Consider the following 13,990-nt stretch of genomic DNA (forward strand, 5'->3'; position numbering starts at 1 on the left):
CGGACGACACCCTTTAACTGGCCATACGCCTGCTCTACATGCAGTTGCATGGAAAATACCCGCGCCGGCCGCCTCACGCCGACAGCCCTGATGCTTGGCAATCTCGTCACTGGCTGCTCGGTGTTGGCGCCGGCGGGGATGCTGCCGGAGTTGTCGACCGGGCTCGGCATCAGCATCCGTGCGGCCGGGCTGCTCATCACCTTTGGCGCGATCACGCTGTGTATCGGCTCGCCGCTGACGGCGTGGCTGACCAGCCGCATCGAGCGGCGGATGTTGCTCACGACCACGCTCGCGGTGCTTGCCCTTGGCAATCTCGCCTCCGCCTTTGCACCGGACTACGCAAGCCTCCTCGTCATCCGTCTGGCGATGCTCGCGGTCGGCGCGCTCTATACGCCGCAGGCGGCCGGCACCGCGGCGCTGATCGTGCCGGCGGAGCGGCGCGGCAGCACGATCGCGTATATCTTCCTTGGCTGGTCACTCGCGGCCGCGGTCGGCCTTCCGCTGATCACCTTCATCGCCAGCCGCTATGGCTGGCGCGCCGCCTATGGCATGATCGGTGCGCTCGGGTGTGTGAGCGTCCTGTTGCTGCTGGTGCGCTTGCCCGCCGGCCTGAAGGGCACCCCGGTCGACCTGAAGACCTGGAGCGAGGTCGGCCGTAGCAGGGCGATCCTGTTGCTGCTCGCGATCACGATGCTGCAGATGTCCGGCCAGTTTGCGGTGTTCACCTTCATGGGCCCGCTGCTCAAGAAGCTGACGGATGCGAGTCCGGACGCAATCGGCCTCGTGTTCGGTATCTATGGCGTGTGCGGCTTCCTCGGCGTTGTCGTGGCGAGCCGCATCGTCGACACGTGGGGGCCATATCGGACGTCGCTGCTGTTCACGTGCCTGTTACTGGCGGGCATTGCGGGGTGGGCAGTTGGCGCGGGCAGCCTCGTGTTGATGGCGACAGGCGTTGCGATCTGGGGACTGGGCTTTGCCTCGACCAATTCGATGCAACAGGTGCGGCTGGTCGCGGCCGCCCCGGCGCTCGCGCCCGCAACCGTCGCGCTCAATACGTCGGTCCTCTATATCGGCCAAGCCATTGGCTCTGCCGTCGGAGGGCTGTTGTTTGCCCGCGACCTGCTGCACAGCACAGGCTTCGTGGCGGTCGGCTTCGTCGTCCTGGCGCTGGTCCTGCTGGTCGTGAGCCGGCCCCGGCCGGCGGCTGCCGTCCTGGTCTGATGGCTGTCCTTGCCCGGCGCAAGGCGCTTGGCAAACGGCGCGGGAGAGCGCTAGAAGGCCAGACATGGGGACCAAAGAGAGTTGACTGAAATGAGGATGATTCTGGCGGTTGCCGCGGTGCTCTATTCAGCCTCCGCGTTTGCGCAAACCGACAAGCCACCGATGGTGGGGGACAAACCGCTGGTGCAGGTCAAGCCCAAAGGGACCAAGGCCGGTGCAAAGGAGGCGGCTGCCAAGCCGGCCGCCGCGGCGCCGAAGGGCAAGCCGCAGTCGATCGCGGCACGGCTCCAGGCCTGCCTTGACCTCGACGATGGCACCAAGGACCGGCTCAACTGCTACGACGCTATTATCCCGCCCGCGCCAAAGCCGAAGCCGGCGAAGGCCAAGGGCTACGCCGACTGCAAATTCTTCAAGGAAGAGGACGAGCGACTGGCCTGCTTCAACGGCTTCGCCGAAAGCATTCCGAAGCTGCCCAAAACCTGAAGCTCGAGAGGCTGATCTCAGAGCCGGCGGCCTAATCGCTGAGCCGGCTCAGCACGGCGCGGAAGGCAACGCCCGGCAGTTGCAGTGCGGTGCCCTCGAACTCGGCCGTGTCGCCATCCTCGCGGCCGGCGAGCGTCAGCATGATCCGGTCGATGCCGAACAAGGCCTTGAACGACGGGTCGTCGTTGTAGCGCTCGGTTGAGATCTTGACCTTGATGCTGTCGCCTTGGCCTGTATAGGTTCCGATGAAGGCGAAAGCCGAATTGCCGCCGCGCATCTTGCCTTCAGTCACGTACACGACACCGCAGCCGGTCCCGTGAACCGTGTGGAAGTCGACCTTGTACAGTCCTTGACGCACTGCCTGTCCCCGCAGAGCTCGAACTCAACTTGGCCGGCAAATTATGGTCGTGGCCAGCGGAAACAATCCGGTGGCTGCCGGGGATCGTGGGCCATCAACATCACATCTTGATCATGCGCTGAGAGAACTGCAGGCAGCGCGCCGAAATGCCGGCATGCGCAATATTAGCGGCTCGATGCTGATGAGCTGGTAGCTGCGACGCGCGTCAGCGCCAGCGCCGGCGTTGCCGACATCTTCACCAGAACATCCTTGAGCGGGTATTGCGTCCACGCGCGGTTGACGTAGTCGCGATGGGTGATGCCCTCACCGGTCTCGACGAACACCACGCTGCCGGGACGCAAGGGGCCGTCCATGTCCTCGGAGACACCGATGCCCTTTTGCCTGAGCGCGCTCATCAGCTCGCGGTCGCGCCGCGCCGTGTAGTGCGTGTAGGAGCTGACGAAGAAGCCGGAGCGGTGGCTCTCGATCCAGGACGCGAACTTGTCCATCTCGCCGTAGACCGCATCGAGCAGCACGACGCCGCGGACGCGATCGCTGATGCCGCCGACCTCGAGGCTCCAGGCGGTCGGGAGGAAGCCGCCGCTATAGCCGACGATCACGATCGGCATGTTGGCAAAGGCGCGCGCGCTGTTGGGATCACCGGTCAGCTGCGCAAGGTGGTTCGCCGATTCCTCCATGAAGCGTTTGAGGCCGCCGGGCTGCCAGAATTTTCCGGCGCTGGAATCGGCGGCGTCGACGGCCATCTGCGGCGCGAGCAGCACGGCGTTGGCGCCGGAATCGGTGATCTGCTGCGGCACCAGCTGCCGGTCGCGTACGTCGCGTTCGAGCGTCGCGCCATTACCGTGGAAGAACACCACGATCACGCCAGGCTTGCGCACGTCGAAATGTTCGGGGACGTGCACCAGCACGCGGCTGTCGTTATAGGTTTCGTCCTGCCAGAACACGCGTCCCGAATAGCTTCGATGGCCGCGGCGGTCGCCCTTGGAGATGTTGAGGAACGGCGCGTCGGAGGCGGGGTTGTTGCCGAAATAGGGGAAGGCCGAGGACTTCATGCTGACGAGTGTCGTCAGATCCTGGCGCGGTGGACGCTGATATGGGACCTGCGGCGCGAGCGAGGCAACCTTGTAGGGCGCCTGCTCCGGCTGCTGCTGCACGGCGCGCTTGGGCGAGAAGTCCGACATCTGTCGCTGCAGGAAGCTCTCGCTCGCCGAAGGAAAGCGCTCCTTGAACTGCGGGGCAGGGAAGCGATCCTCGAACGTGTCGCCGCTTGCGACCTGTCGAGTGGCAGCCTGCGGGTTGGTCTTCGCAACGACCTGGACATTGGCCTGCGAGCTTGCGGCGAGTGCTGTCGGGTTCGGCGACTGGCCGCATTGAACCAAGGTGAGCGACAGTGGCACCAAGCCTGAGATCAGGGCGATCCGAAGCGCACGACCGCGCGCCCCGGACGCCTTGGTCCGGTCAGCGCGCATGTCTGCTTTCAATTTCGGAACGGCCCCGACCATCCACCCATGACCCCAAGCATGACCCCAAGTCACGAACCATCGGCAATCATTAAGACAATTGAGCCGACTGGCGTTTAGGCGACGTTAAGTGTCCGGAGAAACTTCCCCACATCCGGAATGACCGAGAAAGACCACGCAATCGTGTCGCGATTGTGGGAGAGGCGGGCGCGTTTGCGCGGGCGACCACGGGTTTATTGGCTCAAAAGGGGCAAAGAAGGTGGCCAATTACCTATTTTGGCCGCCTCATTTAACCCTTGTTAACCCTGCTTGAATTGACTGAGCCAATCTGCACGATGCCTCTCACGGGGCTCGACGCCTGAGGTTAGGGACCCAGATGACGGCATCAGATGCGGGAACTGCGCCCTGGACGGGGCGACTGACCGGCGGCTCCGGGGTTTCCGTTCTGGTCGCGACCGCGATCGTCGTTGCCGACATGATCGGGGTCGGTGTGTTCACCAGCCTCGGCTTCCAGGTCAAGGATATCCCCTCGGGCTTCTCCATCCTCGCGCTCTGGACGGTCGGCGGCATCGTCGCACTGTGCGGGGTATTCTCCTACAGCGAGCTCGGCGCGATGTTTCCGCGCTCGAGCGGCGAGTACAATTTCCTCGGTCGCGCCTATCACCCGGCCTTCGGTTTTCTCGCCGGCTGGGTTTCGGCGACGGTCGGCTTTGCGGCGCCGGTGGCGCTTGCGGCCATGGCCTTCGGCGAATACGCCAAGTCGGTGATACCCGACTTACCGCCGATCCCGCTTGCCATCGGCGTGGTCTGGCTGGTCTCGATCGTGCAATTGACCGGCGTGAGGCATTCGTCGACCTTTCAGTTGATCTCGACCATCCTCAAGGTCGTGCTGATTGTCGCTTTCCTGATAGCCGGCTTCGTCGTCGGGACTCCGCAGCCGATCTCCTTTGCACCGCACGCGGGCGATCTCGCCCATATCGGGAGCGCGCCTTTCGCGATCGGGCTCGTCTTCGTGATGTACTCGTTCTCCGGCTGGAATGCCGCGACCTACATCATCGGCGAGATGAACACGCCGCAGCAGAGTCTGCCGCGCGCGCTGCTTGCCGGCACGCTGATCGTTCTGGTGCTGTATGTCGCGCTCAACGCCGTGTTCCTCTACGCGACACCAATCAGCGCGCTGGCCGGCCAGCTCGATGTCGCAAGCGTCGCCGGCAGCGCCATCTTCGGCGCGCTGGGCGGCCGGATCGTCGGCGCGATGATCTGCGTCGGCTTGATCTCCTCGATCAGTGCGATGATGTGGATCGGCCCGCGCGTGATGATGACGATGGGGGAGGACATTCCGGCGCTGCGCGTGTTCTCGAAGCGATCGGTGAGAGGTGCGCCGGCCTACGCCATCTTGTTTCAGCTCGCGGTCGCCAACCTGCTGCTGTTCACGCGCAGCTTCGAGGCGGTGCTCGACTTCATCCAGTTTGCACTTCTATTCTGCTCGTTCTTCACGGTGGCCGGCGTCATCAAGCTGCGCATCACCGCCCCTGATTTGCCGCGGCCCTACCGCGCCTGGGGATACCCGTTCACGCCGCTCGTTTTCCTGCTCGTGACCGCGTTCATGATGTACTACCTCTTGACCGAGCGGCCCGTGCAGTCGCTGTCGGGCATGCTCGTCATGCTCGCGGGCTTGTTGATTTATGCTGTTTTCCGCAGGCGGCCGGTCGCCGCTGCTACGTCACACAATCGCGAATAGACATGTTTCGACCCATGAGACTTGCGGCCGTCGCCCTTGCCCTTATGGCTGCGGCCATCTCGTCCACGCGTGCGGCCGAGGTGACTTTCGACGACACCGCGCGCTTCCTCGCGGGCATGCAGCCTTCGGCGGATTCGCCGCTGACGGCGTTGACCAAGGACCCGTCCTGGCAGCATCACGCAAAATTCTTCGACGGCGCCTTCGCCCAGCTCGAGCAGCGGCAGTTATCGAAAATCCGGAGCTGGTCCGACGTCAATCTCGCCGCGCCGCGGCCGACGATGTTCTATTTGTTCAGTGGCCCGGATTTCCTCTACGCCAACGCCTTCTATTCCAAGGCCAGCACCTATGTGCTCGGCGCGCTCGAGCCGGTCGGCGCGGTGCCTGATTTGACCAGGCTGTCGCGAGGCTCCGTCGATGCCGCGCTGTACAATGTCGAGCGCTCGCTCGGTTCGATCCTGAGCTTTTCCTTCTTCATCACTAAGCAGATGAAAGTCGACCTGCACACCAATCAGGTCAACGGCACCTTGCCGATCCTCTACGTCTTCCTGGCGCGCTCCGGCAAAACCATCCGCAACGTCGAGATGGTCGCGCTCGACGACAAAGGCGGGGTGCACACAGGCAATGACAATCCTGGGCCGAACGCCACGCGCGGCGTCCGCATCACCTTCGCGGGGGCGGACAGTGAGGCACGCACGCTGTATTATTTCTCGACGGATCTCTCCAATCCTGGTGCTCGCGCCGCAGGCTTCCTGAAATTCTGCGAGACGCTCGGCCCGGGCAACAGCCTTATCAAGAGCGCGTCCTATCTGCTGCACTCCGGCAATTTCACTGTCGCGCGTGACTGGCTGCTCGCCAACAGCGCGACCATCATCCAGGATGATTCCGGCATTCCTCTCGCCAGTTACAATCCGCGGCAATGGCGCTTCTTCCCGTTCGGCCGCTATCTCGGTCCGATCAACGAATTCCCCGGCCGCTATCAGGAGCGTTACGCCGAATTGTTCTCGCGCGCCCAGCCCATCGATTTCGGCGTCGGCTATCGCTGGCGCATGAACGAGTCGAATTTGCTGCTGTCGGTGAAGGTCGCGGGGAGCGATGCGCTGCCTGCCGCGGAGGCGTCCTCGTCCGCCGAGCCGCCGCCGAAGCCGCCGCGTCCGAAGCGGCCGCGTCCCCCCGAGCCAATCCCGCCGCCATCGGGACGATTCTTCTGGTTCCGCTAGCTACCAGTGCACGCTCTGACTCGGCACGATGAATGCTGTCGTGCTTGGCGGCGTTGCAAGGCTCGTTGCCAGATACCAGCCGGAGCCGACGACCAGCACGAGCAAAGCGACCATGGCGATCACGTCGACGGTACGTGGATCGTGATCCCTGGGATTGAAGCCAAGATGTAAACCAAGCCCGAAATGGAAATGATGGCTGATTTTCCAGCGCATTGTTGTTTCCTCCCGTGGGAGCAACACAACAACGCGAGGTGAAAGTTCCGGTTCCACTCAGGGCAGCAATGCGTAAAGCACCGCAGCATACCTACGAAGCGTTGACGCCGCGCCAACGGCCGTAGCGCCATGGTAAATACCAGCGCGCGCTTTGCGGCGCAGTGAGAGGCACGTTGTCGATGCCTGACGTACCGAAGGGATTGCAGCGCAACAGCCGGGCGACTGTCATCCAGCCACCGGCCCAGAGTCCGAAGCGCTCGATGGCTTCGTCGCCGTACACGGAGCAGGTCGGCAGATGTCGGCAGTTGTAGCCGACCAGCGGCGACAGTGTATGCCGGTAGAGCCAAATCAGCGCGCGACCGAATCTGCGCGGCAGCCGCAGTACTTGGGCAGCGGGTACGGAACAATGCTCGCAGGCTGAGTGCTTCATGTGCGATGTGCCGACATCCTGTGCGCGTTAATGCACGGTTCCAGCGCAGGGAACAGGAAGCTGTTGTATGCGCGCCATATTTTGCCTGCTTTCAGGGAGCAGTGCAGCAAGTACCTATGGACGATCTGTATTCCCCCGGATACCATTTTTGTGACGTCCATGTGTAGACTCAATGGAACGTTGGAACGGGGCTTGCCTGATTGCTTTTGGGGCTTGGGGAAGGAACCAGTTTGAGAGTTCTGAAGTCGCTCAACCTTCGTGGTTGGTTGCTGGTGGGAACCGCCGCTTGCGGCATCGTGTTGGCGGGGGCCATCGCGACCTTTGGCTCGCCGGCCAGCGCTGGCGCCTCGCTCGAAGAGCGCAAGCTGCCGATGAAGTTTGGCTGGGTTGCCTGCGAGCCCAATTGCCGCGGCTGGGTCAGCGCGGTCGGTATTATCACTGCAGACACACCAAAGGACTTTGACGACTTCGCCCGCGGCCGGCAGCTCGGGGGCGCCACAGTGGTGCTCGACTCCAGCGGCGGTTCGGTCAACGACGCGATCACGCTTGGCCGGCGTTTCCGCAATCTCGGTCTCCTGACCACCGTCGGCGTCACGCAGCAGAATCGCGGCGAGAAGGGCGCCCGTCCGAGGGTCGCTTCGGAGGCTTATTGTGAATCCATGTGCGTGTTCCTGCTGCTGGCGGGCAAGAAGCGGTATGTGCCTGATGCGGCCCATGTTCGCGTCCATCAGATCTGGATGGGCGATCGCGCCGACGATGCCAAGGCGGCAAGCTACAGCGCGCAGGATTTGATGATCGTGGAACGCGACATCGGCCGGCTCGCCAAATACACCTTCGACATGGGCGGGGCGGGGGACCTGCTGTCGCTCTCGCTGAACGTGCCGCCGTGGGAAGATCTGCATGAGCTCGATGCCTCTGAGCTGAAGCTGACCAATCTCGTGACGACTGACCTGGTGTCCGACGTGCTGCCACATGTGGACGTCACTGCGCCTGCAATGGCGGAGCTTGCGCCAAAGACGCAGGCAAGGTTCGGCGAGGAACCGGAGCCGCAGCCTGCCAAGTCGACCAAGACAGCGGAAGCGCTGGTCCCGACCGGGGGCGTAGCGACGCCGGCCGCGCCGCCGCAGAAGTAAGATCCTCAGCCTCAGGCTTGTACAGTGGCCGGCTGCTTCGCCTTGGCCTCGATCTGACCGATCGCATCGACCACGGCATCGAAGGTGAGGAGCGTGGAGGCGTGACGCGCCTTGTAGTCGCGGACCGGCTCGAGGAATTTAATCTCTTCCCATTTGCCTTCGGGAGGAGCGCCGTTCTCCTTGAGCATCTTGCGAACAGTTTCGCGTAACTCACGGAGTTCGCTCGCAGTCGAGCCGACCACGTGACTTGCCATGATGGATGAAGAGGCCTGTCCCAGCGCGCACGCCTTCACGTCATGCGCGAAGTCGGTGACGGTGTCGCCCTCCATCTTGAGGTCGATCTTCACGGTCGAGCCGCACAGTTTGGAATGGGCGGTGGCGGTGGCATCGGGGTCCGGCAACCGTCCAAGGCGCGGAATATTCCCGGCCAGCTCAATGATCCGCTTGTTATAGATGTCGTTCAGCATGTGATGGAGCCCAACACTTACCTGCCGGATCGGCCTTGGCGGGCGCGGTCCAGGGTCCTATATAGGGGCGGAACTGACGGAAAAACAGTCCGGCGGTGCGTCGGCGGTGATCCAGATTTGCGCGGCCGGCGTTGTCGGCAAGTGGCCTTTTTCGTCAAAACTGTTCTCTTCAGGCGTCCGGCGGCTTGTCCGCCCCGTCTGCCGGTGACACTCCGGCTGCAAGGCCGTCGAACGGAGTAGACATGGACGCAACGATCAAATCCATCCGCCCGAATAAGCCTTCCGACCGGCAGCCCGAGAGCCGTCCGGCCGAGCTTGATCCTGCCGAATTCCTCGCTGCCGCCGTCCGCGCCGACCAGCCGCGCCCCGCGCGCGCCGAGGCGGAAGCGGCTGTGAAGACGCTGCTCGCCTATATCGGCGAGAATACCGACCGCGAGGGCCTGCTCGACACGCCGCGCCGCGTGGTCGAGGCCTTCGACGAGCTCTATCAGGGCTATCACCAGTGCCCGGCCGAGGTGCTCGACCGGACCTTCGGCGAGACCGCCGGCTATGACGATTTCGTGCTGGTGCGGGACATTGAGTTCACCTCGCAGTGCGAGCATCACATGATGCCGTTCTACGGCAAGGCGCACATTGCCTATACGCCGGTGGAGCGCGTCGTCGGACTGTCCAAGCTTGCCCGCCTGACCGACATCTTCGCCCGCCGCCTCCAGACCCAGGAGCATTTGACGGCGCAGATCGCTGCCGCGATCGACGAGATTCTGAAGCCGCGCGGCGTTGCCGTCCTGATCGAGGCCGAGCACACCTGCATGTCGGTGCGTGGCGTCGCCAAGCATGGCGCCTCGACCTTCACCAGCCGCTACACCGGCATGTTCCGCGATAATCCGGCGGAGCAGGCCCGATTCCTGTCCATGGTGCGAGGCCTGACGCGCTGACCTCGCGATTAACTGGCGAGATCCGTCGTGTCCGCTCACTCCCATGAGATCGAGGAAGGCCTGGCCTTCCTCCCCAAATTCGATGCGAACGGCCTCGTGACTTGCGTGGCGACAGATGTCGCCACCGGTGACGTGCTCATGGTCGCGCACATGAACGATGAGGCGTTGCGCAAGACCATTGCCACTGGCGAAGCCTGGTACTTCAGCCGTTCGCGCAATGCCTTGTGGCGAAAAGGTGAGACCTCGGGTCAGACCCAGCGCGTGGTCGAGATTCGCACCGATTGCGACCAGGATGCGGTTTGGATTCGCGTCGAGCAGATCGGTGCGGCCTGTCACACGGGCCGCCGGTCCTGCTTCTACCGCAAGGTCGAGGCCGAGGGCCGGGGCGCAAAGCTGGTGTTCGTCGATGCGGACAGGCTGTTCGATCCGAACGCGGTCTACAAGAAATAGCCGCCGTCATTCCGGGGCGCACCGAAGGTGTGAACCAGGAATCTCAAGATTCCGGGTTCATCGCGGTGCGATGCCCCCGGAATGACGGTAGTCCCGGAATTAACCGCGCATTAACCATAACTGTCCAGGGTGGGACGATCAGGCGTCCGAATTGCCGGCGCCGCTCAACGCCACGCGGGCCGGGCACCCCATCATGTCGGTCGACAATTCCAGTGCCACGCAGACGGCCGCGACCGATGGCTTGAAGCGCGTCGCTGGCGCGATCAAGCAGGGCTCGAACCAGACCGGCGTCAGCTTCGAATACCTGCTGACGACCGCCAAGATGGAATCGGATTTCGATCCATCGGCTGGCGCCACCACGTCGTCTGCCCACGGCCTCTATCAGTTCATCGACCAGACTTGGCTCGGTACGGTGAAAGAGGCGGGTCCTCAGCTCGGCTATGGCAACTATGCCGACGCCATTACCAAGACTTCGTCGGGCAGCTACACCGTCGACGATCCCTTCATGAAGCGCTCGATCATGAAGTTGCGCGACGATCCGCAGGCTGCATCCAGCATGGCGGCGGCGCTGACGCAGTCCAACAGCTTCAAGCTCACTGGTCTGCTCGGCCGCAGGCCGTCCGACAGCGAGCTCTACATGGCGCATTTCATGGGTGTCGGCGGCGCGGCGAAGCTGATCGCCAATGCCGAGGACAATCCCCAAGCCGTCGGTGCGCGGCTGTTTCCGAATGCCGCATCCGCCAACCGTTCGATCTTCTACGCCAAGGATGGTCGCGCCCGCAGCGTCTCTGAAGTCTATTCGGTGCTGAACGCGCGTTACGCCAGCGCGTCGAACGCGAAATCGACGCGCACTGCGATGGCGATGTATGGCGACACGCCATCGACCACGCAGGTCGCCGCCGCCAACGGCGTGCAGCCGACGGTCAACAGCGCCGCGTATCTCCAGACCTTTCCGGAGACACGTGGCGTGACACCGGTGAGCGCAACATCGTCAGCCACGGTCGCCGACAACACGCCGGTCGCGCCAGCTTTCCGCTCGATCTATCAGCCTGGCGATGCGACACAGCCGGTCTCGACGACGGTGCAAAAATTGTGGGGTAACAACGCCTCGCTCACGTCAGTCGCCTCGGCGACGCCCGACGTGCGCCCGCCGCAGCCGCTCGATCTCTTCAGCGATCGCAGCGGCACATACTCGAGCTAGCACGCGGCCGCGCCGTCGGGCTCATCCCAGCCCTTAACAAATCATCAATAAAACCAGCCAGTTATGGTGAACGCTTTGTTAAGCGTCGTGGTTTATTTTGTGTTGCAGGTGACATCCAGTCACTGCCCGTTTTTTCGTTGCGTAAGCCGGAAGCAGCATGATTGTTCGGCAGTTCATCAATTGGATCAGGACCGCGCCCGCCGGTGAGCGGGCGGAGGCAACGCGGGCCTTGGCCCGGGCCTGGCTGATCTCAGACCTTTCTCATGACGACCGCGTCGCCGCTGAAGGCGCGCTCCTGATGCTGCTCGACGATCCCTCGCCGCTGGTGCGGCAGGCGATGGCCGAGGCGTTCGCACGCAGCACGGATGCGCCGGCGTCGATCGTGCGGGCGCTGTCGGCGGACCAGCCGACCGTGGCGTTGCCCGTGCTCGAACATTCGCCGCTGCTGATCGATGCGGATCTCGTCGACATCGTCGCGACCGGCAATGACGAGGTGCAATGCGCGGTCGCGCGCCGCATCGCGCTGCCGGTCTCGGTCTGCGCTGCTATCGCCGAGGTCGGCTGCGCGGCTGCGGCCCTCGAGCTGATCGAAAATCCCCATGCCGAGCTCGCCCCGTTCTCCTGGACGCGCATCGTCGAACGTCACGGCCATCTCGCCGCGATCCGCGAGGCGATGCTGGTGCTGGACGATATTCCGGCCGCAACGCGCGCCGCGCTGGTGGCAAAACTCTCCGAGACGCTGGCCCAGTTCGTCGTCGCGCGCAACTGGCTGAGCCCCGACCGCGCCGAGCGCGTGACGATCGAGGCGCGCGACCGCTCCACCATCAACATCGCGGCGCGCTCGCGCGGCGACGACATGCAGGGCCTGGTGAAGCATCTGCGCGTCACCGGCCAGCTCACCGCGGGCCTGATCCTGCGCGCGCTGCTGTCGAGCAATCTCGACCTGTTTGATGCGGCGCTGGCCGAGCTCGCCGATCTGCCGCTGGCGCGCGTCTCGGCTCTGCTGCACGATCGCGGCGGCAACAGCCTGCATGCGCTGCTCCGCCGCGCCGGATTGCCCGAGGCGACCTTCGCCGCGTTCCAGGTTGCGCTCGATGCCTGCCACGAGCAGGGCTATGTCGATACCGACGATACCGCGGCGCGCTTGCGCCGTCGCATGGTCGAGCGCGTGCTCACCCATTGTGAGAGCGATCGCGGTGCCACCGAGCCGCTGATGGTCCTGCTCCGCCGCTTCGCCACGGAGTCGGCGCGCGAGGAGGCGCGGTTGTTCTGCGACGAGCTGGTCGCGGAGGACACGATTGATCCGATCTATGACGACCTGATTGCGGCGTAGTCAGGTCAGTCAGTCCTCGAGATCCGTCATTGCGAGCGCAGCGAAGCGATCCAGACTGTCCCCACGGAGGGATTTCTGGATTGCTTCGCTGCGCTCGCAATGACGAGAGAGTGCTACTCCGCCGGCACGATACTCGGCGCCAGGATCACCTCGAGATGCTCGGGGCGGTCGCGATTGACGTCGGCGAGATAGTCGTCGGCGACCTTGCGCAGACGGCGGCTGAGCTCGGCGGAGACGCTGATGCTGTCGAGCTTGGTGTTCTCGTGCACGATGGCGAGGATGGCATTGATATGGTGCGTGAACAGCTCGGCCGGCACCTTCTCGAGATCCGGGGCATGCTCGATGATGCGGCACAGGCTCTCGGCAACGCCCGCCGCGGCCGGAAAACCGAACGTCGCAGCGTCGCCCTTGATGTCGTGCGCCGCGTGGAACAGCTCGTCGCGCCGTTCCTTGGTGAAGCCATCGTTACGGATGGCGACGTAGGCGGTCGAGAGCCGGTTGACCTCGGTTGTCATCCAGCTCTTGAACTCACCGGATAGACCGGCCAGCGCCTGCTCCGCGCGGCCGATCGGATCGTCCAGGTCCTTTTCCTCGACCCGGCGCAATACCTTGCGCAGCGGATTGGGCTGCGTGATCACGTGATGCGTGGCGAAGGCCTTGACCTCGATGTCCTTTGCGCTGTTCTTCGCCATGATGCCTGCCTTGCCTGATGACGTTGCGCTAGATGGTGGAGCGAGCCTTGTCGAGCAGTGAGGGCTGCTGAAGCACCTCGTGCTTTTCGCCGACGCGGCGCTCCGGACCCATATAGGCGGAATTGGTGTTGCGGCGCCGGTCGGGGCCGAAATAGGTCTTGGTCTTGATGAAGGGCCGGGGGCTGGCGACCACGTTGAGGATGCGCTGGTAGAGGCCCTTGGCCGAGATCGGCTTGGCGAGGAATTCGGTGACGCCGGCATCGCGCGCGACGGTGACGCGACGCTTTTCGGAATGCCCAGTCAGCATGATGATCGGTGCATAGGGATTGCCCTTGGAATCCGGCTGCCGGATCATCTGCGCGAGCTCGAGCCCGTCGAAGATCGGCATCGCCCAGTCGGTAATGACGATGTCGGGCACGTAGTGGCTGTACATTTCGAGCGCAGTGGCGCCGTCCTCGGCCTCATAGACCTCGCGTGCGCCAAACGAATGCAGCAGCGTCCGCAGGATGCGGCGCATGTGCGGATTGTCGTCGCAGACGAGGAAGCGCAGTTTGTTGAAATCGATGCGGAACATGACGCCCGGGCCAAAGCGGTCAACCTTCGTTAACCATATCGCGCCGGGAGTTAATGAAGCGTTGCCGCCTGGCGCCCCGGCA

16 protein-coding genes are annotated in these 13,990 nt (G+C 63.7%); 9 read left to right on the top strand and 7 right to left on the bottom strand.

Going from position 1 to position 13,990, the window contains the following annotated elements; all coding sequences use genetic code 11:
• Positions 1 to 48 precede the first annotated feature (48 nt).
• Positions 49 to 1,221, top strand: a complete 1,173-nt coding sequence (locus L6637_RS34860; protein ID WP_237866285.1) for an MFS transporter — start codon at positions 49 to 51, stop codon at positions 1,219 to 1,221.
• A gap of 90 nt (positions 1,222 to 1,311) precedes the next feature.
• Entirely contained in the window at positions 1,312 to 1,704 is a 393-nt protein-coding gene (locus tag L6637_RS34865; protein WP_237866286.1) for a hypothetical protein, read from the top strand.
• Between the two features lie 31 nt (positions 1,705 to 1,735).
• Here the strand turns inward: L6637_RS34865 and L6637_RS34870 are convergent, their stop codons facing one another.
• Both L6637_RS34870 and L6637_RS34875 read right to left on the bottom strand, forming a co-directional pair.
• Complete coding sequence (locus L6637_RS34870) at positions 1,736 to 2,062, bottom strand: GrlR family regulatory protein (protein ID WP_237866287.1); 327 nt, start codon at positions 2,060 to 2,062, stop codon at positions 1,736 to 1,738.
• Between the two features lie 164 nt (positions 2,063 to 2,226).
• Complete coding sequence (locus L6637_RS34875) at positions 2,227 to 3,531, bottom strand: alpha/beta hydrolase (protein ID WP_237866288.1); 1,305 nt, start codon at positions 3,529 to 3,531, stop codon at positions 2,227 to 2,229.
• 367 nt (positions 3,532 to 3,898) lie between these two features.
• Between L6637_RS34875 and L6637_RS34880 the strand changes: the two genes are divergently transcribed.
• A complete protein-coding gene (locus L6637_RS34880) occupies positions 3,899 to 5,263 on the top strand; it encodes an APC family permease (protein ID WP_237866289.1) in 1,365 nt (454 codons plus the stop codon).
• A gap of 14 nt (positions 5,264 to 5,277) precedes the next feature.
• On the top strand, positions 5,278 to 6,480 hold the full coding sequence (locus L6637_RS34885) for a hypothetical protein (protein WP_237866290.1): 1,203 nt from the start codon (positions 5,278 to 5,280) through the stop codon (positions 6,478 to 6,480).
• Here the strand turns inward: L6637_RS34885 and L6637_RS34890 are convergent, their stop codons facing one another.
• Both L6637_RS34890 and yidD read right to left on the bottom strand, forming a co-directional pair.
• A complete protein-coding gene (locus tag L6637_RS34890; RefSeq protein ID WP_237873491.1) occupies positions 6,481 to 6,693 on the bottom strand; it encodes a hypothetical protein in 213 nt (70 codons plus the stop codon).
• Positions 6,694 to 6,784: 91 nt separating this feature from the next.
• Positions 6,785 to 7,123, bottom strand: a complete 339-nt coding sequence (yidD, locus tag L6637_RS34895) for a membrane protein insertion efficiency factor YidD (RefSeq protein WP_237866292.1) — start codon at positions 7,121 to 7,123, stop codon at positions 6,785 to 6,787.
• Positions 7,124 to 7,353: 230 nt separating this feature from the next.
• Here yidD and L6637_RS34900 point away from each other — a divergent pair, with 230 nt between their 5' ends.
• Entirely contained in the window at positions 7,354 to 8,256 is a 903-nt protein-coding gene (locus L6637_RS34900) for a COG3904 family protein (RefSeq protein ID WP_237866293.1), read from the top strand.
• 11 nt (positions 8,257 to 8,267) lie between these two features.
• On the opposite strand, the gene L6637_RS34905 is transcribed toward L6637_RS34900, so the two are convergent.
• Complete coding sequence (locus tag L6637_RS34905) at positions 8,268 to 8,723, bottom strand: iron-sulfur cluster assembly scaffold protein (RefSeq protein ID WP_237866294.1); 456 nt, start codon at positions 8,721 to 8,723, stop codon at positions 8,268 to 8,270.
• A gap of 242 nt (positions 8,724 to 8,965) precedes the next feature.
• On the opposite strand from L6637_RS34905, the gene folE reads away from it, so the two are divergent.
• From folE to L6637_RS34925, 4 genes are all read left to right on the top strand, one after another.
• Positions 8,966 to 9,658 (top strand): GTP cyclohydrolase I FolE, encoded by a 693-nt coding sequence (folE, locus tag L6637_RS34910; RefSeq protein WP_237866295.1) that lies wholly within the window; start codon positions 8,966 to 8,968, stop codon positions 9,656 to 9,658.
• A 27-nt stretch (positions 9,659 to 9,685) separates the two neighbouring features.
• Positions 9,686 to 10,108 carry a phosphoribosyl-AMP cyclohydrolase gene (gene hisI / locus L6637_RS34915; protein ID WP_237866296.1) on the top strand — a complete coding sequence of 141 codons (423 nt, stop codon included), beginning with the start codon at positions 9,686 to 9,688 and terminating at the stop codon, positions 10,106 to 10,108.
• Between the two features lie 193 nt (positions 10,109 to 10,301).
• Positions 10,302 to 11,309, top strand: a complete 1,008-nt coding sequence (locus L6637_RS34920; RefSeq protein WP_237873492.1) for a lytic transglycosylase domain-containing protein — start codon at positions 10,302 to 10,304, stop codon at positions 11,307 to 11,309.
• A gap of 157 nt (positions 11,310 to 11,466) precedes the next feature.
• The gene (locus L6637_RS34925) at positions 11,467 to 12,642 is read left to right on the top strand and encodes a DUF2336 domain-containing protein (RefSeq protein ID WP_237866298.1); all 1,176 of its coding nucleotides are present in this window, start codon (positions 11,467 to 11,469) and stop codon (positions 12,640 to 12,642) included.
• A gap of 113 nt (positions 12,643 to 12,755) precedes the next feature.
• Here the strand turns inward: L6637_RS34925 and L6637_RS34930 are convergent, their stop codons facing one another.
• Both L6637_RS34930 and L6637_RS34935 read right to left on the bottom strand, forming a co-directional pair.
• Positions 12,756 to 13,334, bottom strand: coding sequence for an Hpt domain-containing protein (locus tag L6637_RS34930; RefSeq protein WP_237866299.1), 579 nt, complete (start codon positions 13,332 to 13,334; stop codon positions 12,756 to 12,758).
• 28 nt (positions 13,335 to 13,362) lie between these two features.
• Positions 13,363 to 13,908, bottom strand: a complete 546-nt coding sequence (locus tag L6637_RS34935) for a response regulator (RefSeq protein WP_237866300.1) — start codon at positions 13,906 to 13,908, stop codon at positions 13,363 to 13,365.
• Between the last annotated feature and the right edge of the window lie 82 nt (positions 13,909 to 13,990).

Origin of the sequence: Bradyrhizobium zhengyangense, from assembly GCF_022012435.1 — a bacterium.
Taxonomy (GTDB): Bacteria; Pseudomonadota; Alphaproteobacteria; order Rhizobiales; family Xanthobacteraceae; genus Bradyrhizobium; species Bradyrhizobium zhengyangense.